General features: G+C 67.3%; 18 protein-coding genes, 1 tRNA gene and 1 pseudogene. 11 read left to right on the top strand and 9 right to left on the bottom strand.

The features are described 5' to 3' along the window. The first annotated feature begins 100 nt into the window (after window positions 1–100). Window positions 101–2,212 carry an ATP-dependent DNA helicase UvrD2 gene (locus MAA44156_RS17840; protein WP_009978651.1) on the top strand — a complete coding sequence of 704 codons (2,112 nt, stop codon included), beginning with the start codon at window positions 101–103 and terminating at the stop codon, window positions 2,210–2,212. Between the two features lie 437 nt (window positions 2,213–2,649). Beyond that, complete coding sequence (locus MAA44156_RS17835; protein WP_011725907.1) at window positions 2,650–2,922, top strand: WhiB family transcriptional regulator; 273 nt, start codon at window positions 2,650–2,652, stop codon at window positions 2,920–2,922. A 12-nt stretch (window positions 2,923–2,934) separates the two neighbouring features. Here MAA44156_RS17835 and MAA44156_RS17830 read toward each other — a convergent pair whose 3' ends face one another. From MAA44156_RS17830 to MAA44156_RS17820, 3 genes are all read right to left on the bottom strand, one after another. Further along, window positions 2,935–4,278, bottom strand: a complete 1,344-nt coding sequence (locus MAA44156_RS17830) for a macrolide-binding ATPase MABP-1 (RefSeq protein ID WP_003874633.1) — start codon at window positions 4,276–4,278, stop codon at window positions 2,935–2,937. A gap of 96 nt (window positions 4,279–4,374) precedes the next feature. Beyond that, window positions 4,375–5,244 carry a cyclodehydratase gene (locus MAA44156_RS17825; RefSeq protein ID WP_009978645.1) on the bottom strand — a complete coding sequence of 290 codons (870 nt, stop codon included), beginning with the start codon at window positions 5,242–5,244 and terminating at the stop codon, window positions 4,375–4,377. A gap of 155 nt (window positions 5,245–5,399) precedes the next feature. Further along, window positions 5,400–6,782: a zinc-dependent metalloprotease gene (locus MAA44156_RS17820; RefSeq protein WP_162990984.1), complete on the bottom strand. Its 1,383-nt coding sequence runs from the start codon at window positions 6,780–6,782 to the stop codon at window positions 5,400–5,402. A 103-nt stretch (window positions 6,783–6,885) separates the two neighbouring features. Here MAA44156_RS17820 and MAA44156_RS17815 point away from each other — a divergent pair, with 103 nt between their 5' ends. The 4 genes from MAA44156_RS17815 (at window position 6,886) to MAA44156_RS17800 (ending at window position 12,196) form a co-directional block, all read left to right on the top strand. After that, a complete protein-coding gene (locus MAA44156_RS17815; protein ID WP_003878886.1) occupies window positions 6,886–7,908 on the top strand; it encodes a YlbL family protein in 1,023 nt (340 codons plus the stop codon). A gap of 68 nt (window positions 7,909–7,976) precedes the next feature. Next, the gene (locus MAA44156_RS17810) at window positions 7,977–10,958 is read left to right on the top strand and encodes a UPF0182 family protein (RefSeq protein ID WP_009978642.1); all 2,982 of its coding nucleotides are present in this window, start codon (window positions 7,977–7,979) and stop codon (window positions 10,956–10,958) included. A gap of 175 nt (window positions 10,959–11,133) precedes the next feature. After that, window positions 11,134–11,207: transfer RNA gene (locus MAA44156_RS17805), tRNA-Met, on the top strand. Between the two features lie 152 nt (window positions 11,208–11,359). Beyond that, window positions 11,360–12,196 carry a hypothetical protein gene (locus MAA44156_RS17800; RefSeq protein WP_176213669.1) on the top strand — a complete coding sequence of 279 codons (837 nt, stop codon included), beginning with the start codon at window positions 11,360–11,362 and terminating at the stop codon, window positions 12,194–12,196. 17 nt (window positions 12,197–12,213) lie between these two features. Here MAA44156_RS17800 and MAA44156_RS17795 read toward each other — a convergent pair whose 3' ends face one another. After that, the gene (locus MAA44156_RS17795) at window positions 12,214–12,774 is read right to left on the bottom strand and encodes an SLOG family protein (RefSeq protein ID WP_009978639.1); all 561 of its coding nucleotides are present in this window, start codon (window positions 12,772–12,774) and stop codon (window positions 12,214–12,216) included. Between the two features lie 872 nt (window positions 12,775–13,646). On the opposite strand from MAA44156_RS17795, the gene MAA44156_RS17790 reads away from it, so the two are divergent. The 3 genes from MAA44156_RS17790 (at window position 13,647) to MAA44156_RS17780 (ending at window position 16,785) form a co-directional block, all read left to right on the top strand. Further along, window positions 13,647–14,177, top strand: a complete 531-nt coding sequence (locus MAA44156_RS17790; RefSeq protein WP_134799921.1) for a hypothetical protein — start codon at window positions 13,647–13,649, stop codon at window positions 14,175–14,177. Beyond that, window positions 14,174–15,535, top strand: a complete 1,362-nt coding sequence (locus MAA44156_RS17785; RefSeq protein ID WP_009978636.1) for an SMODS domain-containing nucleotidyltransferase — start codon at window positions 14,174–14,176, stop codon at window positions 15,533–15,535. Before MAA44156_RS17790 ends, MAA44156_RS17785 begins: the two co-directional genes overlap by 4 nt. Window positions 15,536–16,008: 473 nt before the next feature. Then, a complete protein-coding gene (locus tag MAA44156_RS17780; RefSeq protein WP_009978635.1) occupies window positions 16,009–16,785 on the top strand; it encodes an RsiV family protein in 777 nt (258 codons plus the stop codon). Window positions 16,786–16,809: 24 nt separating this feature from the next. Here MAA44156_RS17780 and MAA44156_RS17775 read toward each other — a convergent pair whose 3' ends face one another. Genes MAA44156_RS17775 through MAA44156_RS17765 form a run of 3 tightly spaced genes read right to left on the bottom strand, consistent with a single transcriptional unit; the run spans window position 16,810 to window position 18,857 of the window. Continuing rightward, window positions 16,810–17,298, bottom strand: a complete 489-nt coding sequence (locus MAA44156_RS17775; protein WP_023879556.1) for a glutathione peroxidase — start codon at window positions 17,296–17,298, stop codon at window positions 16,810–16,812. 23 nt (window positions 17,299–17,321) lie between these two features. Next, complete coding sequence (locus tag MAA44156_RS17770) at window positions 17,322–17,858, bottom strand: hypothetical protein (RefSeq protein WP_009978633.1); 537 nt, start codon at window positions 17,856–17,858, stop codon at window positions 17,322–17,324. Window positions 17,859–17,909: 51 nt separating this feature from the next. Continuing rightward, window positions 17,910–18,857: a GGDEF domain-containing protein gene (locus MAA44156_RS17765; RefSeq protein ID WP_009978632.1), complete on the bottom strand. Its 948-nt coding sequence runs from the start codon at window positions 18,855–18,857 to the stop codon at window positions 17,910–17,912. A 231-nt stretch (window positions 18,858–19,088) separates the two neighbouring features. Between MAA44156_RS17765 and MAA44156_RS17760 the strand changes: the two are divergent. Then, window positions 19,089–20,415 (top strand): annotated as a pseudogene (locus MAA44156_RS17760) (MCE family protein). Between the two features lie 4 nt (window positions 20,416–20,419). Here MAA44156_RS17760 and MAA44156_RS17755 read toward each other — a convergent pair. Together MAA44156_RS17755 and MAA44156_RS17750 are read right to left on the bottom strand one after the other, a co-directional pair. Then, window positions 20,420–21,337 carry a DMT family transporter gene (locus MAA44156_RS17755; RefSeq protein WP_003874645.1) on the bottom strand — a complete coding sequence of 306 codons (918 nt, stop codon included), beginning with the start codon at window positions 21,335–21,337 and terminating at the stop codon, window positions 20,420–20,422. A gap of 112 nt (window positions 21,338–21,449) precedes the next feature. Beyond that, window positions 21,450–22,331 carry an oxidoreductase gene (locus MAA44156_RS17750; protein ID WP_003874647.1) on the bottom strand — a complete coding sequence of 294 codons (882 nt, stop codon included), beginning with the start codon at window positions 22,329–22,331 and terminating at the stop codon, window positions 21,450–21,452. Between the two features lie 186 nt (window positions 22,332–22,517). Here MAA44156_RS17750 and MAA44156_RS17745 point away from each other — a divergent pair, with 186 nt between their 5' ends. Continuing rightward, entirely contained in the window at window positions 22,518–23,549 is a 1,032-nt protein-coding gene (locus tag MAA44156_RS17745) for a diacylglycerol kinase family protein (RefSeq protein WP_009978605.1), read from the top strand. The last annotated feature ends 195 nt before the right edge of the window (window positions 23,550–23,744 follow it).

The raw sequence follows: 23,744 nt of genomic DNA, 5'->3' as shown, positions 1-23,744 counted from the left end.
ATTCCGCGCAGCGGGATGCGCAGGAGCGGGCCGACTCGCCGGGGCGCGATGCACCGCGTTCGTCACCGACTTGTCAGTATGGGAAGCCAAGATGGACGCCATGCCGACCCTCGCCGATCCCTTGACCGCCGGGCTGGACGACGAGCAACGCGAAGCCGTGCTGGCCCCGCGCGGGCCGGTCTGTGTGCTGGCCGGCGCCGGCACCGGCAAGACCCGCACCATCACCCACCGGATCGCCCAGCTGGTCGCGGGCGGTCATGTCGCCGCCAATCAGGTGCTGGCGGTCACCTTCACCCAGCGCGCGGCGGGGGAGATGCGCTCGCGGCTGCGGGCGCTCGCCGCCGCGGCGGGCACCGACGCGGCGGTGGGCTCGGTCTCGGCGCTGACCTTTCACGCCGCCGCCCACCGGCAGCTGCGCTATTTCTGGCCGCGGGTGGTCGGCGACACCGGCTGGCAGCTGCTGGACAGCAAGTTCGCGGTGGTGGCCCGGGCGGCCAGCCGCACCCGGATCAACGCCAGCACCGACGACGTGCGCGACCTGGCCGGCGAGATCGAGTGGGCCAAGGCGTCGCTGATCGGCCCGGAGGAATACCCGGCCGCGGTGGCCGCCGCCGGGCGGGACATTCCGCTGGACGCCGCGAGGGTCGCCGGCGTGTACGCCGCCTACGAAGCCCTCAAGGCCCGCGGCGACCACGTCACCCTGCTCGATTTCGACGACCTGCTGCTGCACACCGCGGCGGCGATCGAAAACGACCCGGCGGTCGCCGAGGAGTTCCGCGACCGCTACCGCTGCTTCGTGGTCGACGAATATCAGGACGTCACCCCGTTGCAGCAGCGGGTGCTGGCCGCCTGGCTGGGTGATCGCGACGACCTGACCGTGGTGGGGGACGCCAACCAGACCATCTACTCGTTCACCGGGGCCTCCCCGAGGTTCCTGCTCGACTTCTCCCGCCGGTTCCCCGACGCGACCGTGGTGCGGCTGGAACGCGACTACCGCTCCACCCCGCAGGTGGTGTCGCTGGCCAACCAGGTGATCGCCGCGGCCCGCGGCCGGGTGGCCGGCAGCAAGCTGCACCTGGTCGGGCAGCGGCCGCCGGGTCCGGTGCCGACCTTCCACGAGCATCCCGACGAACCGGCCGAGGCCGCCGCCGTCGCCAAATCGATTGCGCGGCTGATCGAATCGGGCACCCCCGCCTCGGAGATCGCGGTGCTCTACCGGGTCAACGCCCAGTCGGAGATCTACGAGGAGGCGCTGACCGAGGTCGGCATCCCCTATCAGGTTCGCGGCGGCGAGGGGTTCTTCAACCGCCAGGAGATCAAGCAGGCCCTGCTGGCGCTGCAGCGCGCCGCCGAGCGCGAGGGCGAGGGCGCCCGAGAAGAGCCGCTGCCGGCGGTGGTGCGCGCGGTGCTGGAACCGCTGGGGCTGACGGCCGACGAGCCGGTCGGCACCCGGGCCCGGGAGCGCTGGGAGGCGCTGCGCGCGCTGGCCGAACTGGTCGACGACGAGGTGGCGCGGCGTCCGCAGCTGGACTTCGCCGGCCTGCTGACCGAACTGCGGATGCGCGCCGACGCACGGCACCCACCCGTGGTGCAGGGCGTCGCGCTGGCGTCGCTGCACGCCGCCAAGGGACTCGAGTGGGACGCGGTGTTTCTGGTCGGCCTGGCCGACGGCACGCTACCCATCTCGCACGCGCTGGCGCACGGCGCCGACAGCGAGGCGGTCGAGGAGGAGCGGCGGCTGCTCTACGTCGGAATCACCAGGGCCAGAACATATTTGGCGCTCAGCTGGGCGTTGGCCCGCAGCCCGGGCGGGCGGCAGAGCCGCAAGCCGTCGCGATTCCTCAACGGCATCGCACCCCAGACCCGGGCCGAGGCGGCGCCGACCAGGTCCCGCCGCAACCGCAACGCCGCCACCCGCTGCCGGATCTGCAACAACAACCTGACCACCCCGGCGGCCGTCATGCTGCGACGTTGCGAGACGTGTGCCGCCGACATCGACGAGGACCTGCTGGTGCGGCTCAAGGCGTGGCGGCTGGACGTCGCCAAGGAACAGAAGGTGCCCGCCTACGTCGTGTTCACCGACAACACCCTGATCGCCATCGCCGAGCTGCGGCCCGGCGACGAACAGGCGCTGATCGCGATTCCCGGCATCGGCGCGCGCAAGCTCGAGCAGTACGGCCCCGACGTGCTGGAGCTGGTCCGCGGTCGCTGACCCGGCGAATCCGCAGGTCACAAAATCGGTTGTGGTGACCGACGGGCACCGTTTACCCTCGATACCGCAACCCGGCAGTACGGAAACTCAGCGGGACGGAAAAGAGGGCGGCCACGATGATCGGCAACGCGTTCGGCGTAGGCGTGGCTCGCGCGACCCGTCCCGCCCCGTCCGCGGCCGGCCTTCCCGCCGCGCACGCCGCGCACGCCGCCGCCCTGGCGGCCGCGCGTAAGCATCGCGCCGCCGCCGCGACCGACGCGTCCGTACGAGTCGGGGGCCCGCCGAAGGCAAGGTAAGCACCAGCCCGGTTTTCCCCAGATGGCCACGGACCCGAAGTCACCAGGATCCGTGGCCATAGTTGTTGGGTCGACCACCTTTCGACCCGGTCCGGATCACTACCAGCAGAGCAATCCGAACCAGGAAGAAGGTGATAGGACATGTCGGCACCGACGGTCCCCAGACAAGCCCTGCCGTGCCACGTCGGCGACCCCGATCTGTGGTTCGCCGAAGCGCCGGCGGATCTCGAGCGGGCCAAGCAGCTGTGCGCCGGCTGCCCGGTGCGCCGCCAGTGCCTGGCGGCCGCGCTGGAGCGCGCCGAACCCTGGGGCGTGTGGGGCGGCGAAATCCTCGACCGCGGCGCGGTGCTGGGCTTCAAACGACCCCGCGGGCGTCCCCGCAAGGACGGCCGGCGCGCCGGAGCGGCGGCCTAGCAGCCAGCGTTTCTAGACGATGGCGTTGTCGGGTTCGGCGAAGCCGGGCACCAGCTCTTCGGACAGCGCCTTGATCGGCACGTGGGCGTCCAGCTGGCACAAGATGGCGGCCACCGACATGATCACCCGCATCGGGATCACGAGCTTGGGCGGCAGGTCCATCTGCCGGGCGGTGCGGATCTGCGACACCGACCGGTCGATCTCGATGGCGGACATCTTCTGCAGCCACTTGCGGGTGTAGTGGAACACCTCGACCTCGACCGGCTCGACGTACTGACGCAGCATGTCGTCGATGTCGCGCACGGACACCTGCTGGCCCTTCTGGATGAACCCGGCCTTCTCCATCGTCGGCAACAGCAGGTCGTAGTTCTTGTCGCGGGCCAACCGGATCGTCATGCCGAGTTCGACGGGCAAGCCGTCGGGCAGTGGCGCGACGGCGCCGAAGTCGATCACGCCCATCCGGCCGTCGGGCAGCAGCATGAAGTTGCCCGGGTGCGCGTCGCCGTGCAGCATGCCCAGCCGCCGCGGCGCGTCGAAGGTGAGCTCCAGCAGCCGGGTGCCCATCAGGTCGCGCTGCTCGGTGGTGCCGTGCCGGATGATCTCGGCCATCGGGATGCCCTGCATCCACTCCTGGATCACCACCTTGGGCGCGCTGGCCACGATCCGCGGCACCGCGAAGTGCGGGTGGTCCTGGTACGCCTTGGCGAAGGCGCGCTGGTTCTCGGCCTCCAGCCGGTAGTCCAGCTCCATCTCGGTGCGCTCGATCAGCTCGTCGACCACGCCCTGGACGTCGGCGCCGGGCGCGAGCTGCTTGAACACCCCGACCAGGCGCTGCATGGTCTTGAGGTCGGCCCGCAGCGCCTCGTCGGCGCCCGGGTACTGGATCTTGACGGCGACCTCGCGGCCGTCGGACCACACCCCCTTGTGCACCTGGCCGATGCTGGCCGAGGCCACCGGGGTGTCGTCGAACGAACTGAACCGCTCCCGCCACTTGGTGCCCAGCTGCGCGTCGAGCACCCGGTGCACCTTCGCCGCGGGCAGCGGCGGGGCGTCCTTCTGCAGCTTGGTCAGCGCTTCGCGGTAGGGCTCGCCGAATTCCTCGGGAACCGCGGCCTCGAGCACCGACAGCGCCTGACCCACCTTCATCGCGCCGCCCTTGAGCTCACCCAGCACGGTGAACAACTGGTTGGCGGCCTTTTCCAGGAGCTCGGCCTGGACCTCGTCCCTGGACTTACCGGTCAGGCGTTTACCGAATCCGATCGCCGCCCGGCCGGCGAATCCGACCGGAATGCTGGCCAGCTTCGCGTTGCGCGCGGCACGTCCCCGTTTGATATCCGACACGTAACCATCATCCATGATGGCCAGCGCGATGGGGAGAGACGGCGACAACGGAGGTTGTCACACCTCGGTGGCGCAGGTCAGCGTGATAGGGCCGGCCCGAGTGCGCCCGCATCAGCAGGGACACAAGGGATGCCGGTCCCACCGGCGGGCGACGATGGCGCCGGCGTGCAGGTCGAATTCGAGGGTCGCGTTGAGCGTCTGGGGTGGGGCCGGATCGGACGCCGCCGGCTGCCCGCGCACCGCCGCGATCACCCGGTTCACCTGGCTGAGCGCCAGCGCGCCGGTCGCCAGCACGGTGGCCCGGTCGGCGACTCCGACGGTGTCGCGCAGCTGCGCGCAGATCACCGGCCAGGCCGCGTCGCGGTCCCGGCGGTGCAGATCCGCGCACGACAGGCAGCTGGTCACGCCCGGGATCACCAACGGGCCCACCAGCCCGACGCCGTCGCGCACCCGCACCGGCAGATGCGCGACGCCCTGCTCGTGCAGGTCGCGCACCAGGCGCGGGTCGGCCACCAGGTAGTCCGAGAGCACCACCAGGTCGACGTCGTCGCCCGACACCGCGGCGTGCGGCTGGCTGCTGTGCGCGATCCGGGCGCCCGAGCAGCGCAACGACTCCACCAGCAGCTCCGACAGCGGGCCGCGGCCGTGGATGCGCACCGACGGCGCCCGCCCGCCCGACCGCCCGCATTCGCTCGCCACCCCGGCGCCGACCAGTTGGGTGACGAGATTTTTCAGGCCGTCGGCGTCGGTCAGGCCGTGCTCGAGCGCACGGTGCTGCAGCTCCGACAGCGGGGTGGGCGAGCACATGGACCGCAGCAGCGTGGCCAGTTCGGCGGCGGCCAGGCCCCGCGGTGGACGCACCAGCACCGCGCGGCGGGGATCCCAGCCAACCTGCACGGCGCCGTCGGGCCGCAACAGCACCGGCATCGCCGGATCCAGCGCGTAGGTGGTTGCGGGGGTGGAAACGGCGGCTGCGGGCACCGCTGCACTGTGGCACGCCGGCAGCGACCGCGCGGCTCAGTTATCCACAGCCGAACCGACGAGACGCTGAGAACATCCGGTGCCCGCCAGGAGCGAGCCAACTGATAATCAGGCGGGTCCTTGTCATCAGTTCCGGGATATCCGTTCCGCGGTGCTCAGGTATCGCCGCCGCCGGAACCGGGGCTGTCCGGGCCCTCCTGCTCGAGCCGGGCGATCGCCTCGTCGATGCCGCTGGTGTCGCCGCCGATCACCCGGTCGATGAACGCCGCGGGGTCGTCGAGGTCGTCGGCGTCGGGCAGCAGGTCGGGGTGTTGCCAGATGCCGTCGCGGGCGTCCACCCCGGCGGCCTCGGTGAGGCGCTCCCACAACGCGGCGGCTTCGCGCATCTTGCGGGGCCGCAGCTCCAGCCCGACCAGCGTGGCGAACGTCTGCTCGGCCGGGCCGCCGCTGGCCCGGCGCCGGCGCAGCGTCTCGGCCAGCGCGGCCGCGCCCGGGATCCGGTCGCCCAGCGCGGCGGCCACCACCACCTGCACCCAGCCCTCGATCAGGGCCAGCAGCGTTTCCAGACGCTCCAGTGCCTGCGTCTGAGCCGGCGTCGCCTTGGGCTCGAAAACGCCTTGGCCGAGCAGGTTTTCGATCGCCGCGGGATCCGACAGCGACGCGGGGTTGAAGTCGCGGGCCAGCTCCTCGATGCCGGACATGTCGATCTGCATGCCCATCGCATAGGCCTCGACGGCGCCCAGCAGCTGGCTGGCCAGCCAGGGGACGTGACTGAACAGCCGGTGATGCGCGGCCTCCCGCGCGGCCAGGAACGTCAGGATCTCGCTGCGCGGGCGCTCCAGGCCGGAGGCGAACGACTCCACGGCGTCGGGCAGTATCGCGGCAATTCCCTTGGGCCCCAACGGTAAACCGATGTCCGTTGAGGTCAGCACCTCGCGGGACAAGCGGCCCAGCGCCTGCCCGAGCTGCGAGCCGAACGCCATCCCACCCATCTGCGACATCATCTGCAGCAGCGGCCCGGCCATGCTCTTGGCCTCTTCGGGCAGCGAGGCGGCCCACACCGTCGAAATCTGTTGGGCCATCGGATCGCACAGCCGCTTCCAGGTTCCCAGCGTGTTGTCCACCCAGTCGGCCGGCGTCCAACCCACCGCCTTGGCGGTGCCCGCCGGCAGCGCCGTCGCGCCGTCCAGCCAGGTTTCGGCGAGGTGCACGGCATCGGCGATCGCCGAGTTGGTGGTGGCCGGGATCGGCGCCACGAAGCCGATCGAGTTCGACGCCACCCGGCGCGCCAACTCGTAATTGACCGGCCCCGAATCGCTTCCGCCGGCCGAAGCGCTGCCGGCGCTGGAAAACATCTGACCCAGTTGGGTGAAGATCTGCCCCAGATCGCCCATGCCGAACTCGCCGCTGATGCCGAACGCGGCGAACGGGTCGGACGGGTTCGAGCCCGAATCCGGGTCTTTCTTCCCGGGCTTGTCGGGGTCCTCCCCGGAGGAGAAACCGAAAGGCAGGTCAGCCATAACCTCAACGGTACTCACCGTGGCATCGCAACGTGCGGCCTCGGGTCAGCTTGTAGCTGAACGGTGTAGCGGGCCCTTGTGGCTGACAGCGAGACGGCGGGCTCCGTCTAGTGTAATCGGCGTGAACAGGCGCATCCTGACCTTGATGGTCGCGCTGGTGCCGATCGTGGTGTTCGGCGTGTTGCTGGCGGTGGTGACGGTCCCGTTCGTGTCGCTGGGGCCCGGCCCCACCTTCGACACGCTCGGTGAGGTCGACGGCAAGCAGGTGGTGGCGATCGAGGGCACCATGACGCACCCGACCACCGGCCACCTCAACATGACGACGGTGTCCCAGCGCGACGATCTGACCCTGGGCGAGGCGCTGACGCTGTGGCTTTCGGACACCGAGCAGCTGGTGCCGCGCGACCTCATCTACCCGCCCGGCAAGTCGCGCGAGGATGTCGACAAGGCCAACAACGCCGACTTCAAGCAATCCGAGGACAGCGCCGCCTACGCCGCCCTGGGCTACCTGAAGTACCCGTCGGCGGTGACGGTGGCCAAGGTCCCCGAGCCCGGCCCGTCGGCCGGCAAGCTGAAGGTCGGCGACGCCATCGACGCAGTCAACGGCACCCCGGTTGCCACGGTCGAGGAGTTCACCGGGCTGTTGAAGAACACCAAGCCCGGCCAGACCGTGACGATCGACTACCGGCGCAAGAACGAGCCCGCCGGTGTGGCGCAGATCACGCTCGGCGCCAACAAGGACCGCGATTACGGCTTCCTGGGTGTCGCCGTGCTCGACGCGCCCTGGGCGCCGTTCGTGGTGAACTTCAACCTCGCGAACGTGGGCGGGCCGTCCGCCGGGCTGATGTTCAGCCTGGCGGTGGTCGACAAGCTCACCACCGGCGACTTGGCCGGCTCCAATTTCGTCGCCGGGACGGGAACGATCTCCGCCGACGGCAAGGTCGGCCAGATCGGCGGCATCACCCACAAGATGGTCGCCGCGCACGCGGCCGGGGCCACCGTCTTCCTGGTGCCGGCGAAGAACTGTTACGAGGCCAGCTCGGACAATCCGTCCGGGCTGCGCCTGGTGAAGGTGGAGACGCTCGCCCAGGCGGTGGATGCGCTGCACGCGATCACCGCGGGCGGGCAACCGCCGAGCTGCTAGCCGCGATCACCGGTTTTCCCAGTGCGTAGAGTTGTCACCGTCTAGCAATCGATCAGGGAGCGTAGCCAGTGGGGATGCGGCCCACCGCAAGGATGCCGAAGCTGACCCGGCGTAGCCGGATTCTGATCCTGATCGCACTGGGTGTGATCGCATTGCTGCTCGCGGGTCCCCGGCTGATCGACGCCTACGTGGACTGGCTGTGGTTCGGCGAGCTCGGCTACCGCTCGGTGTTCTCCACCGTGCTGGTCACCCGCTTCGTGGTCTTTTTTATCGCCGGTCTGCTGGTGGGCGGCATCGTGTTCGCCGGCCTGGCGGTGGCCTACCGCACCCGCCCGGTGTTCGTGCCCAGCAACGACAACGATCCGGTGGCGCGCTACCGCGCCCTGGTCCTTTCCCGGCTGCGGCTGGTCAGCGTCGGCGTCCCGGTGGCGATCGGCCTGCTGGCCGGCATCATCGCGCAGAGCTATTGGGTGCGCATCCAATTGTTCTTGCACGGCGGCGATTTCGGCATCAAGGATCCGCAGTTCGGCAAGGACCTCGGCTTCTACGCGTTCGAGCTGCCGTTCTACCGGCTGCTGCTGTCCTACCTGTTCGTCGCGGTGTTCCTGGCCTTCGTGGCCAACCTGTTGGCCCACTACATCTTCGGTGGCATCCGGCTGTCCGGGCGCACCGGCGCGCTGAGCCGGTCGGCGCGCATCCAGCTGGTCACCCTGGTCGGCTTGCTGGTGCTGCTCAAGGCGGTTGCCTACTGGCTGGACCGCTACGAGCTGTTGTCGCACACCCGCGGCGGCAAGCCGTTCACCGGCGCCGGGTACACCGACATCAACGCGGTGCTGCCGGCGAAGCTGATCCTGATGGCGATCGCGCTGATCTGCGCGGCCGCGGTGTTCTCGGCGATCACCATGCGGGACTTGAGGATTCCCGCGATCGGCCTGGTGCTGCTGCTGCTGTCGTCGTTGATCGTGGGCGCCGGGTGGCCGTTGATCGTCGAGCAGATCAGCGTCAAACCCAATGCCGCGCAAAAGGAAAGCGAATACATCAGCCGCAGCATCACCGCCACCCGGCAGGCCTACGGCCTGACCAGCGACGTGGTCACCTATCGCAACTACACCGGTGACGCGCAGGCCACCGCCCAGCAGGTCGCCGACGACCGGGCGACCACCTCCAACATCCGGCTGCTCGATCCGACGATCGTCAGCCCGGCCTTCACCCAGTTCCAGCAGGGCAAGAACTTCTACTACTTTCCCGACCAGCTGTCCATCGACCGCTACCTGGACCGCAACGGGGCGTTGCGTGACTACGTGGTGGCGGCCCGCGAGCTCAACCCCGACCGGCTGATCGACAACCAGCGGGACTGGATCAACCGGCACACCGTCTACACCCACGGCAACGGATTCATCGCCTCGCCGGCCAACACGGTGCGCGGAATCGCCAACGACCCCAACCAAAACGGCGGCTATCCCGAATTCCTGGTGAACGTCGTCGGCGCCAACGGCAACGTGGTGTCCGACGGTCCCGCGCCACTCGACCAGCCCCGCGTCTACTTCGGCCCGGTCATCTCCAACACCTCCGCCGACTACGCGATCGTCGGGCGCAACGGCGCCGATCGCGAATACGACTACGAGACCAGCACCGAAACCAAGAACTACACCTACACCGGGCTGGGTGGGGTGCCGATCGGCGACTGGTTGTCGCGCAGCGTGTTCGCCGCCAAGTTCGCCGAGCGAAACTTCTTGTTCTCCAACGTGATCGGCTCGAACAGCAAGATCCTGTTCAACCGTGACCCGGCGCGGCGGGTGGAGGCGGTGGCACCGTGGCTGACCACCGACAGCTCGGTTTACCCGGCCATCGTCAACAAGCGGCTGGTGTGGATCATCGACGGCTACACCACCCTGGACAACTACCCGTATTCCGAACTGACCTCGCTGGAGTCGGCCACCGCGGACTCCAACGAGGTGGCGTTCAACAAGCTGGCGCCCGACAAGCGGGTCTCCTACATCCGCAACTCGGTCAAGGCGACGGTGGACGCCTACGACGGCACCGTTACGCTGTACCAGCAAGACGAGCAGGACCCGGTGCTCAAGGCGTGGATGCAGGTCTTCCCGGGCACCGTCAAACCCAAGAGCGACATCAGCCCGGAGCTGGCCGAGCACCTGCGCTATCCCGAGGACCTGTTCAAAGTGCAGCGGATGCTGCTGGCGAAGTATCACGTCAACGACCCGGTGACGTTCTTCTCCACCTCGGATTTCTGGGACGTGCCGCTGGATCCCAACCCGACGGCCAGCAGTTACCAGCCGCCCTACTACATCGTCGCGAAAAACATTGCGAAGAACGACAATTCGTCGTCGTATCAGCTGACCAGCGCGATGAACCGGTTCAAGCGCGACTACCTGGCGGCCTACATCAGCGCCAGCTCCGACCCGGCGACGTACGGGCGGATCACCGTGCTGACCATCCCGGGCCAAGTCAACGGGCCGAAGCTGGCCAACAACGCGATCACCACCGACCCGGCGGTGTCGCAGGACCTCGGGGTGATCGGGCGCGACAACCAGAACCGGATCCGGTGGGGCAACTTGCTCACGTTGCCCGTGGGGCAGGGCGGGTTGCTCTACGTCGAACCCGTGTACGCCTCCCCGGGGGCCAGCGACGCGGCGTCGTCCTATCCGCGGCTGATCCGGGTGGCGATGATGTACAACGACAAGATCGGGTACGGCCCGACGGTGCGCGACGCGCTCACCGGGCTGTTCGGCCCCGGCGCGGGGGCGGCGGCGACCAACATTCAGCCCACCGAAGGCGGGGCGCCCGCGGCGAGTCCGCCGGCAAACGCGCCGGCGCCCGCTGTGGCGCCGGGATCGGCACCGCCGGTGGCCGCGCCGCCGGTTCCCGACGGTTCGGTGACGCTGTCTCCCGCCAAAGCCGCTGTGCTGCAAGAGATTCAGGCGGCGATCGGCGCGGCCAAGGACGCCCAGAAGAAGGGCGATTTCGCCGGCTACGGCGCGGCGCTGCAGCGGTTGGACGACGCGATCACCAAGTACAACAACACCAAATAGCGGCGGCCACGGCCGGGGCGGCACCGGTGCTAAATTTGGACGTCGCCAAGATTGCCGCCATCGCTGTAGGCGCGGCTCCTGTCGCAAACATGGCGGCAATCTGGCCGTGGATACCCCCGATGACCGCGCGATTTGGTCGCCGCGACTCGCGTTCGGTAACCTGGCATTTACCCGACGCGGGGTGGAGCAGCTCGGTAGCTCGCTGGGCTCATAACCCAGAGGTCGCAGGTTCGAATCCTGTCCCCGCTACTAAAGTTCGAAAGTTCGAACTTGTGTCCTGATACCAGGGACCCAGGTTCGAACTTTTCGACATTTCAAGGCCAGTTTTCCCTGTTCTGGACATCGCAGGCCCTGACGTCAGCGTTGGGTCCATCGAAGCGAGTTCGGTGTCAAGGTTGTCTTTGAGCTTCGGATCGAGCAGGCGCTCGAAGAGTTCCGTCAACGCCGAGCACGCGGGCCGCCGCGACAACGTTCCTGCGACACGCTTGCGCGGTCCGTGGAGCTCCGTTGCGGCGTACGACGACCTGATGGCTAACTGGCAACGCCTGAATGACTACGAAATCGATGACACCGAGGAGGTGGCCGCCGGAGAGGTATTCGACGGGCTGATCCCGAAAGAAGTTGCTACCTATTACGATTCGTTCGTCCGTAATGGGGCGACGGTGCGGGATAGTGATGCACTGGAGCGGCTGATGCGTCAGCCGATGAGCGACATCTTGGAGCAAGTCCAGTGGTTCAAGCGCGACGACGTATTGGAACTATCTGCAGAAGGCACGCTGCTGATTGCCCGACACGCCTGCGCCGCGAATCCCGTGCCGATCCTGGACCGGATCACCGCTGAGGAAGCCGAGATCCGGGAGCACTGCAAGCGAGGCCGGGAGTACAAAGCGCTTGACGGATCTGGCAAGGACACCTCTCCGCCCGAGAGGGAATACGAGTTGTATCGGAAGCACTACCGTCCAGTCCACGAACTGCTCCGTGGCTGGTGCGGCCACCGGTCAGTCACGTTCTGTGAGCGGCTTACTGCCGCTGACGCTGAAGTGCGTCGGCTCAATATTCTTCTTGCCGAGGTGATCGACGAGCTAAGGCAGCACAACGCGATTCACGCTGAAGGTTATGAGCGCGAGCACAACGACGAGCGCATCCGCCCCGAGACGGTTAGGCCGGTGGTCGACCGGCCCCTGGCACCGTGGGAGATACCCGCGCGGGAGGTTCGCGTGCGGGCGCCCCGCTGGTAGCGGCCAAGCCAACGCGATTACACGAGATCCGTCGGGTCGACCTGGTAGCCGGCGCAAGTGCAGTCGTCGAGGTCACCGAACACGTGGCAGCCGTCGCCATCGTGCTCAATGGCGGGGTGTTCGCAGGCCGAGCAGCAGAGGGTGCCGTGCTTGGCGCTCTGGGGACCGACCTCGGGACCGTATTGGATGACCGGGATACCGGCGATGTCGGCGCGCGTCATGCAGTCAATGGATCCGCGCGACCGCTGACCGATGAAGGCCAGGCACACATCGGCGCCGCGATCGACCATGCGCTGATTACGCGTTGCGATACCGGCGAATCCTTCGGCCCTCAGGTCGACGGGATAGCTCTCCTCGAGTTGCTGCATCAGGCGCATGTTCTCAGGATCGCAGCACGGAAGGTCGCACGCCGGATCCTCAATCGACAGCCATTCGTGGGCCAGGGCGTCAACGCCCACCGGCAATCCGCCGTGCACCAATACGAACGGGCCGTGCTCCCGTACCTGCTCCGAGAGCACACCCCACACGATATGGTCGTCGGGCCAGTCGCGCGCACCGGTCACCAACACAACGCGCATGAATAGCAATGGTGGCCGATCACGCCTTCAGGGGCAATCGGATTACATCCGTCGAGCGTCGTCATCAAAAGCGTCTGGGGTCCGACCATGTGAGGTCATCGAAGGCGTCATCGTCTCCCTGCCGCCACGGGCGGAGTGCTGCGCGCGCCGACACCCTGTCGCGCTGGCGCGCGATGCGGTTGGATCGGCGTGCTTCCCAACCCGAGTGGCACATCCAGCACGAACAGATCGCGGTGCCTGTGTAGCGAAATGTCCAGTGGCACTTTGTAGTGGGCCGCCATGGCGGACGAATGGCGGGTGGCCGCGCGGGCAGATCGCAATCAACATGGTCAGGAGACGTCGATCCGGAACTACGCACCTACATGCGCAAGCAGTCAGAGCTACTCGAACCCAACGGGCTGTTCCACACTTTGGAATATAAGCTTCTCGACGAGCTCGACGAGCGACATCCGGTGTTCGGCCGCATCAAGCAAGACGTTCCATCCGAGCCTTGTTAAATCCACCAACGCTAGACATCTAGTCTCCCAGCCGCGCAGAGTCGTCTCTACGTCTAGCTCTTGCCCCTTGTGCCCGGACGAGCTGGATACGACTATCCGCAGACGATGAGTCTGGTGTACCTCTGATGCGGAACAGGCCCGCCTCCTGGAGCGTCGTGCGCAAATCTGTCGGACCGTCCGTCTAAGCTTCGCCTCGACCGTGATTGGACGATGCAAGAAAGGGTTTTCAAGTGTTGAAAGCATATGCTTGTTTACTGCCTTCTTGCATTAGGCAGGAGAGTTTTAGGAATCGCGCCCGTCAACCAATATACTAGTATCTAAACGCAAATAAGCCGATGCAATTAATAATGATAAGAAGAAGTAGCAGTAAGCGTAATGATATTAACCGATAATGAAGTTAAGCTGATCGTCGCTGGTGCCGCAGCTGCCAGCGCCATTGTGGTGGCCCTACTGTCTGCCTTCATTGCTCGTGTATTTGTAGGACGAGATCGTCGGCGAGGGATGTATGGCCAAGCGTTTCGCGCAGCGTTGGAGTGGCAAGAAATGTTGCACAGGGTTCGGCGGCGCAACAATACGGAGGAGAACGATCGGGTCATCGTTGATAAGTTTCATGATCTCCAAGAACGATTGGATTTTCATGAGGGCTGGATCGGCAGCGAATCGAAATACATGCGTCGCAGTTACCGCAAGCTTGTGCACGCATCGAAGTCGGCCATGTTGTCCCATATCCAGGCCGCCTGGGACAAGCCGGGCAAGAACGGAAACGCTGATCCAGACGCTACCCACCCCGCGATCGATCAAGAAATGATCGATGGCTACCTGCGCGATGTACGCGCTCACCTTTCGCTCCAGCCTTGGCGCTGGGTCGCGGGCGCCTGGCGAAACCGTGAGGCAACGAAGAAATGATCGACGCGTCAGAGCAGTTTCAAGAGTTTCTGGAGGCCATCGAACTCAAGCAGAAGCAGGTGGATCGGATTCAGAGCGCACAAAAATCCCTCTCGGACCTGCTCAAGGAGTCCTATGGCCTAACTGACAACGAGGTGTTCCTGCAGGGCTCCTTTGCCAACGGGACGGCAGTTCGGCCGGTTGAAGGTGGCGAGTACGACATCGACCTTGTCGCGGTGACCGCTACCGACGATGACGGTGCCACAGACGCAATTCGAGATCTTTTCGGCACACTTGAGAACAGCCGTTACAAGAACATGATCGCAGAGCGTAAACCCTGCGTGCGCGTAACCTACGCCGACGATGAAATCGGCGGATTCCACGTCGATGTTGTGCCACTACGCGTTTCAACAACAGATGACAGCGATGCACCGTACGAGGCACCGCGCAAAGGCAGCGGCTGGCATGACACCGCGCCGACTGAGTACACCGCATGGTGTGCTGAGCAAAGCGAAGACTTCCGGCGGACGGTACGGATGTTCAAGCGCTGGCGCGATGAACAGCAAGACGTCCGAAAAGCGGTGAAGTCGATTGTCCTTCAGGTGCTGGTGTCTCAACACATGCCTGTGGGTGTCGATGACGATGCCGACCGGGTGGCGACCACCTTCATCAATATGAACGCCGACCTTGAATCGATGGATTCAGCACCCGAAGTGCTCAACCCCGTCCTGGAGTCGGAGAACCTCACGGCGCTCTGGTCCGACGGTGACTTCTCCAACTTCAAGAAAGAACTAAAGGAGGCGGCAACCCTTGCCGCCGAGGCTATCGACGCCGACAATCTCGTAGAGGCCTGCGAGAAATGGGGTGAGATCTTCGGCGATGCATTCCCGGTCGTATCAAGCGAGAAACTCAGCATGCGAGTCGCGGATCGGTCGCATGCCAAACCCCCGGAGAGCCAGGGCTGGGTTCTTAACCGTGATTCCCGTTATAGCGTGCGAATCCTCGCCCGGGAGGTACATGGGCGTAGAGGGAAGTCTCGTGAATACCCAAGCGACGGCCATGCCATCTTCGCATCGCGATTCAATAATCTGAGGTTCAAAGCTGTCGTCTCTGGTCCGTCTGGCGTCGATGTTTGGTGGCGGGTAACTAATACCGGTGAGCACGCCAGGGTCCAGTCAGGGTTGCGTGGCGATTTCTTCAAAGGCAAGGAACTTAACGGCCGTGAAACGACCGATCAAACCATCAACTTCGAACGAACCGCTTACACAGGCTCACACATTATTGAAGCCTTCGCGCTGGTCGGCGGCAATGTGGTGGCAACATCCGATCCGTTCGTCGTGAACATCTTCTCTCCATTGCGTCAGATTTGGCGCCCGTAGAAACTCCATCAACTCATCAGTACTTGCGTCCACGCGGACGGATAGGGACGCCCGCATCCTTCAAGATCCCGAGAACAGTTGTACGTCCGAGCCGGAGCGTGGCGGCGACTCGCCGCGTGCTCATGCCGGCCACATAGTGCTCTACTACCTCGACCGGCAACCGGGCGGTGATCCGTCGCCGTCGAGGAACTGGTGAGGGTAGATGGTTACGCCGACCAGTTGCAGGAGCATCATCTTGCAAGTTGTGCAACCTTATGTTCGAACTGAACTGACTGAGGGCTACCAGGTGAAACGGCCCCCGGAGGAATCTCCGGGGGCCGTTTCCATGCCGCTTGTCAACCGGTGCTGCCCTGCGGCCCGTTGGCCCACGGGCCCGTGCGGGAAGTCCGGCAAGCAGGGCCGGCGGCGCGATGGCTTATCTTTAGCTCAATTCCGTCGCATCGGTAGCGTGAGTTCTCGGGGAGGGATCCAACATGCGCAGTTTCAGCGTGGCAGCGTTCGCCGCGGCCCTCGTTCTCGTCGGCCCTGCCGGTGCCGCCGCCGCCGCGCCGAAGGACTACTGCGCCGACCTCAAGGGCGCCAACACCGGCCAGACGTGCCAGATCCAGATGGCCGACCCCGGCTACAACGTCGACATCAGCTTCCCGGCCAACTACCCCGATGAGCAGCCGGTGGCCGACTTCATCAGCAAGCAGCGCGACGATTTCCTCAACGCCGCCAAATCCTCCGCACCCCGCGATCAGCCCTACCAGCTGACCATCACATCGGCGAAGTACGGGTCGGCGATACCGCCGCGCGGCACCGAGGCGGTGGTGCTCAAGGTCGTCCAGAACACCGGCGCCGGCCCGCACACGACCTACAAGTCGTTCAACTGGGACCAGGCGTATCGCAAGGAGATCGTGTGGACCGCGGCGGCGGACGACAAGAAGAACACGCCGCTGTGGCGCGTCGACGACCCGCTGGCGACCGTCGCGCCGATCGTGCAGAGCGAGCTGCAGAAGCAGACCGCACCCCCGGCGAACCCGAACCAGCCGGCACCGCCGGCCAACCAGCCGGCGAGCCCCACGCCCACGGCACCGCCGGTGACCGTAGCGTCGGCCGCCGCCTACGACCCGGCGAACTATCAGAGCTTCGCCATCACCAACGACGGCGTGATCTTCTTCTTCGACCAGGGTCGTCTGCTGCCCGACTCGGCGGGCGCCCCTCAGGTCCTGGTGCCGCGTTCCGCGATCGACCCGATGCTCGCCTAGCGGGCGCACCGGCCGAACGCCGCGCTAGCGGGGCAGCACGGCCTCGATGGCGCTGATCACCTCGGGCGCGTCGGGTTCGGTGCGGGGCCGGAAGCGGCGCACCACCTCACCGTCGGGGGAGATGAGGAACTTCTCGAAGTTCCACTGGATGTCCCCGGCCCGGCCGTCGGAGTCGGCGGCCTTGGTCAGCTCGGCGTACAGCGGGTGCCGGTCGTCGCCGTTGACGTCGGTCTTGGCCAGCAGCGGGAACGTCACACCGTAGTTGGTCGAGCAGAACTCCCGGATCTCCTCGGGCGTGCCGGGCTCCTGACCCATGAACTGGTTGCACGGCACCCCCACGACGGTCAGGCCGCGCGCGGCGTAGTCCTCGGCCAGCTTCTCCAGGGCCGTGTATTGCGGAGTCAGCCCGCATTTGGAGGCGACGTTGACGACCAGCGTTGCGCCGTCGGACAATTCGGCCAGCGTGGTGGGCCGGCCGTCGAGTGTGGTCAGCGGGATGTTTTTCACAGTCACGCCGACGACGCTAACGCAACGCGCTACAGCCAGCCGGTGCGGGCGGCGGCAACCGGTTTTTCCGGTGCCGGCGCCAACGTCCCGTCCCGCACGCCGTCCAGCAACCGTTTCACCGCGGCGACGATCTCGGGGGCCGCGGCCGCCAGCCCCGACTGGTCGGCCCGGCTGACCTCGTCGGGGTCGACGCCGGCCCGGGCCAGCACCGCGGCCGGGTCGGCGAGCTGCCCCGCCAGCCAGGACAGCGGGTCGGCCGAGAGCTCGGGAACGAAGTGGCGGCGGCTGGGTTCCCAGCCGTTGAAACGCGGATGGTGATGGGCCCGGTCCAGCGTCCCGGGCGGGCTCTCGGTGGAGCCGAACAGGTCGACCCGCCACACCGGGCGGCCGAAGGTGATCGGGACGCCGGCGTAGATCGAACCCTGCGGCTCGTCGCGGTCCACCAGCCGCAGTTCCAGCCTGACGCCCCGTTCCGGAGTCTCCTGACCTTCCAGCGGATCGGGGTCGATGAAATACATGTCGCCGACCACCACACCCAGGGATTCGAATCCGAACGCTGTCAGCATCGCGTACCTTTCCGGGTCCTTATCGAGGCCTGTACCGAGCCTAGCCGCGGCTCAGTCGGCCGACAGATCGCGGGAACGCTTGTTGGCGTACATGTGCTCGTCGGCCAGGCGCATCAGATCCTGCGCGCCGGCGGCGATCCCGGCGCTGAAGCCGACCGGCTCGCCGAGCTCAGCCCAGCGGCCGCGGAGGCGGTCGAGCACCCGCTCCGCCTGCTCGCGATCGGCGCCGACGAGCATGATGAGGAACTCGTCGCCGCCGATCCGGAACACGGCGTCGTCGGCGCCGACCGACCAGCGCAGCGCGTCGGCGAACGCCACCAAAAGTTCGTCGCCGGCGCTGTGGCCGTGAGTGTCGTTGTAGCGGTTGAAGTTATCGAGATCGATGACGACGACGGCCGACTCGCTGGCGTGCGCCGAGAGACGGGGCCCGAGCGTGCTGCGGTCCAACAGTTGAGTCAGCGCGTCGGTGTGGGCCACCTTGCGCAGCAGCGCGCTCTGCTCTTCGAGCCGGGCGATCAGCCAGGCCGGCACCTCGGCGACGATGACCCACATTGCCGCCGCCAGCAGCACGCTGGTCGACCCGTCCGGCAGCGCCTTGGCGCCGCCCACCACGAAGGCCGCCACGCCCAGCGGGACGAAGGCCAGCGAACGCCAGCGCGGGCAGGTGAGGCCGATGTAGGCGAACGTGATCGTGATGGTGCCGGGAAAGTCGCGGGTGACCGCCGGGTCGACGGCACCGACCACGGTGGTGAGCAGCAGCGAGGCCACCGGCCATCCGGCCAGCAGCGCCCGGCTCTCCTGCCGGCCGCGCAGCCGGCCGACCAATGCGGCGGCCACCGCCGCCAGTGCCGCGCCGCCCAGCAGCCCGTACAGCCGCGGGTCGCCCGCACCGCCCAAGCGCGCCTTGACCGAGTAGATGCCGACCAGCCACAGGAATGCGATCAGGCCGATCGCATGCCAGCGCCCCGCCGACGGCTGGGACGCGAGATGGCCGGACATTCGCCAAGAATAAGGTGAGTGGGTGCCCGATGGTGGTGGCGATGACGAGAATCCGTGCCCGGCAGGCCGCGGCGTCGGCATCGCCTCCCCCTGGCCGACACGGCCCACTGGCAGTGCGAACAACGGTTCGCATGTGTGCGGCCGCCGCGGTACATTTCAGAGGTCTGAACCAGAGGTGAGGTTGCCTACAACGCGGGAAACGGGTGCGCAAAGCGAGCACAAGGGGCGGCGGTGAGGTCGAGAGACTCGAATAGCGATTCACTTGTTCAGATCAATTCCCCGCGCATCCCGCCGTACAAGTTGCTCGCCGTCGCCGTGCTGCTGGTGCTGGCGCTGATTCTGGCGCTGATCTACGGCCAGTTCCGCGGCGCCTTCACCGAGAAGACCCAGCCTGACGATGTTGGCGTCGCGGGCGGGGTTGGTGATGGATCCGGGGTCGAAGGTGACCTACAACGGGGTCGAGATCGGGCGGGTGGGTTCGATTTCGGAGACGGTGCGCGACGGCAAGCCGGCGGCGAGGTTCACCTTGGAGGTGTATCCGCGGTATCTCAAGCTGATCCCGTCGAACGTGAACGCCGACATCAAGGCGACGACGGTGTTCGGCGGCAAGTACGTGTCGCTGACGACGCCGGCGCACCCGTCGCCGCAGAAGATCACCCCGCACACCATCATCGACGCCCGCTCGGTCACCACCGAGATCAACACCCTGTTCCAGACGATCACCTCGATCGCGGAGAAGGTGGATCCGGTCAAGCTGAATCTGACCTTGAGCGCGGCCGCGCAGTCGTTGTCGGGTCTGGGCGAGAAGTTCGGCCAGTCGGTGGTCAACGCGAATGCGTTGCTCGATGACGTGAACCCACGAATGCCGCAGGCGCGCAAGGACATTCAGGGGTTGGCGGCGCTTGGCGACACCTATGCGGACGCGTCGCCGGACCTGTTCGACTTCCTCAACAATGCGGTGATCACCTCGCGCACGATCAACGCCCAGCAGAAGGATCTGGACCAGGCGCTGTTGTCGGCGGCCGGATTCGGCAACACCGGGGCCGAGCTGTTCACCAAGGGCGGGCCGTATCTGGCGCGCGGCGCCCAAGACCTGATCCCCACCGCTCAACTGCTGGACACCTACAGCCCCGAGATCTACTGCCTGATGCGCAACGAACACGACGCGCTGCCCGCCACCGGCGCGGCCGAGGGTGGTTTCAACGGCTACTCACTGAACATGAACACCGAGGCGCTCTCCGGGCTGGGCCTCATCGCGAACCCGGTGTCCGCGGTGCCCGTCATCGCCTCAATGGTGGGCGGGATCGTCGGCGTGGTCGGCGGCGCGCCCAACCCCTACATCTATCCCGAGAACCTGCCCCGGGTGAACGCCCGCGGCGGGCCGGGCGGCGCGCCGGGCTGCTGGCAGAAGATCACCCGGGACCTGTGGCCGGCGCCCGAGCTGATCATGGACACCGGCAACAGCATCGCGCCCTACAACCACCTGGACACCGGATCGCCCTATGCGCTCGAGTACGTCTGGGGCCGCCAGGTCGGCGACAACACCATCAACCCGTAGGCCGTCAGGCCTGGGAGGCCGCCTTGGGCCGGTCGGTCGGCCGCACGTCCCGCCCGGCGCCGGCCGACATGGACGCGGCCTCACCGCGGGCCAGGCCCACCGTCGCCACGATCACCACCACCGCCGTCACCGCCAGGACCACCCACTCCCAGCCGCCGGCCACCAGGGTCTCGCGCAGCACGATGATCCCGAGGATGCCGCCCACCACCGGCTTGGCCACGATGATCGTCGGCAGCGACGCGGTGAGCGCGCCGGCCCGATAGGCCGACTGGTGATAGATCATCCCGGCCACCCCGCAGAACACCAGCGCATACAACTCGAAGCTGCGCCACAACTGGCCTGGATTGTGCTCCAGGATGTCGACGACACCCTTCATCAGCACCGCGAACATCGCCAGCAACGACCCGGCCACCGCCGCCAGCAGCAGCGCCGCCACCGGCCGGTCCGCCCAGACGCGGGCGCCCAGCAAACCCAGCACCAACAGCGGCCCGATCACCGCCGCCACCACGAGCCAGGTCTGCAGCGGCGCCCGCTGCTGACCGCCGGTCGGGTCGCCGACGGCGATCAGCACCGCCAGCGCCACGGCCAGCAACAGCGCCCACGCCCACTCCCGCCCGGTGATCGGGTGATGCGTCATCCGCGCATAGATCGGCAGCGCGAACAGCAGCGCCGTCACCTGCAGCGACATCACCAGCAGCACCGAACCCCGGTCCAGGGCCGCGGCAAGCAACACATAACTGCCGATGTCGCCCAAACCGCCCAGCCACCAACGGGTGTCGCGCAGCAACATGCCGAACAACGCCAGATGGCCCACCGGTTTGTCGGTGACCTCCTGCGCCGACCGCTGCCGGACCACGTTGCCGACCGCGGACGCCAGTGCCGCGCACAGGGCAAGGACGGCGGCCAGATTCGCGTCCGACATGGCATAACCTCCTACCCCCCGCGGGGTTGCGCTCAGTACCAATTTAGTCACCGCCCCGGGCGGCCGGCGCGGCGACGGCGGCCCGGCCGCGCGCCCACGCCGCAAATCCGGGTCAGAGCGGAAACTTGGTCCCGGTCAGTTCCTCGGACAGCTCCCACAGCGCGGCGGCGGTGCCGGCCCGCTTGGCCGGCCAATTCCGCCACGTCGGCTGGGTCCGCCCGTACAGCCCGAACCGCGGGCCGACGAAGGTGTCGCCCGGCAAATCCTGCGAGACGGCGTACAACGTCTGGCGGGCACCGAAGTCGGCGTCGGTGGACACGATGCGGTCGACCGCGAGGACGGCCGCATCGCCCAGTTTGCGGCCCGAGTTCCCCTGCAGGTTGGTGTGCGACCAGCCCGGGTGGGCGGCCAGGGCGCGCAGCGACGACGGCACGGCGTCCAGACGCCGCTGTAACTCGCTGGTGAACAGCAGGTTGGCCAGCTTCGACTGGCTGTAGGCCAGCCATGCCGAGTACGGCCGCGACCGGAAGTTCAGGTCCTTGAGGCTGATGTAGCCGAAGTGGTGCATCAGCGAGGACACCGTCACCACCCGGTCGGTCAGCTTGGGCAGCAGCAGGTTGGTCAGCGCGAAGTGGCCGAGGTGGTTGGTGCCGATCTGGCCCTCGAAACCGTCGACGGTCACCGCGTGCTTGGTGGCCATGATGCCCGCGTTGTTGACCAGGACGTCGACCGTGTCGATGCCGTCGGCGAAGCGGCGCACCGACGCCAGGTCCTGCAGGTCGAGCTCACGCACCTCGACCCGGCCGGTCGCCACGCCGGCCATCCGGTCGGCGGCGGCGCGGCCCTTGTCGGTGTTGCGCACGGCCAGGATGACGTGGCCGCCGACCCGCGCCAACTCGCGCGCGGTGACCTCACCCAGCCCGGCGTTGGCACCGGTGACGATGACGGTCCGGCCGGCGAAGGAGGGCAGTTGCGCTGCGGTCCAATCGGGCATGACAGACACCCTAACTTCGCACCTGCGCAGGGCGCCGACGGGCCAACGGCCGCCCCCGCGGCGCACCGGACGCATTGCCCGCCCAGCGGTACGCGCGGGTATCGTGCCTGGGATGACCAGCGACATCCCACCGGAGCGGTCGCCGAAACGGCGGTGTTTTGTCAGGTACGCGCGGGGGATCGCCGGATGTATCTAGGCGTCATCGTCAATCCGAAAGCGCGGAGGAATCGCGGCGCGTCGCCGGCGCGCATCGCCGAGTTGCGGCGCATCGTCGGCCCGTGGGGCGAGGTGCACGAGACCGCCTCCATCGAGGAACTCCGGGACACCCTCGGCCGGATCGGCCCCCGGGTCACCCACCTGGTGGGCGACGGCGGCGACGGCGCGCTGCACTGGCTGATCAACGAGATCGAACGCGGCGTCGCCGACCCGGACAGCTGGCCGGCGTTCGTGCCGACCAACGGCGGCAGCGTCAACGCCGTCGCGCGCAAGGCCGGGGTGCGCGGACGCCCCGAGGCGATCATCCGCGCGTTGGTGGCCGCGGCCGAATCCGATCGGCCGCCGGCCGAGGTTCGGCTGGACACCCTGCGGCTCGACGGCGCCACCGCCGACGGCGCCGCGTTCCACCGGCTCTGCTTCGGGCTGGCCGCCGGGGGCGTCGGCAACCGCTTCTACGACCGCTACTACGACGCCCCCGATCACGGCCGCCTGGCCGTCGCCCGGGTGATCGCCCGCAGCTTCGGCGACTACATCACCTCCAAGGTCGCCCCGAGCCGGGTGAGGACCCCGAACTACGCCTCGATCCTGTTCACCCCGACGCTCGCCCGGGTGGTCATCGACGGCGACGAGGTGCCGTCGCGCACCCACCGGCTGCTGCACGCCGGGGCGATCGACCTGCGCATCGGCGGTCCACTGCGGCTGTTCCCCAAGGCGGCCCAACCCGGTGCGCTGCACTTTCAGGCCGGAGACCTGCGGCCGTCGAAGATCGTGGTGCAGCTGCCGCTGGCGCTGACCAACGGCATGCTGCGCGGTGCCGAGCTGCGCGACGTCACCGGCCACGAGATGATCATCGAGGCCCTCGACGAGCCGCTGTCGCCGATCATCGACGGGGAACGCTTCGTGGGCATCGTGCAACTGGTGGCCCGCGCCGGACCGCGCATCCGCATCGCCCCGGTCGGGTCGGCCACCGTCGGCCGGGCCCGGGCCGTGGCGCCGACGTGACGAGGTTCACGGCCCCGCCCGGGTCAGTAGATCAGGGGCGCGCCGGGTGGCTCACCCGTCGCCCCGCCGCGGGACCCGGACGCGCCGGCGACCCGCCGAATCCACGTCGGAATTTACAATTCCCCGCTTTGCGATTTCGTTATTGAGCGCCGCCTCCATGGCAATCGATTCGCGCCGGAACCGGAATATGAAATG

It is taken from the genome of Mycobacterium avium subsp. avium, from assembly GCF_009741445.1.
GTDB lineage: Bacteria > Actinomycetota > Actinomycetes > Mycobacteriales > Mycobacteriaceae > Mycobacterium > Mycobacterium avium.
Note: the sequence above shows the minus strand (reverse complement) of the source record. Positions and strands in the feature narration are given on the sequence as shown.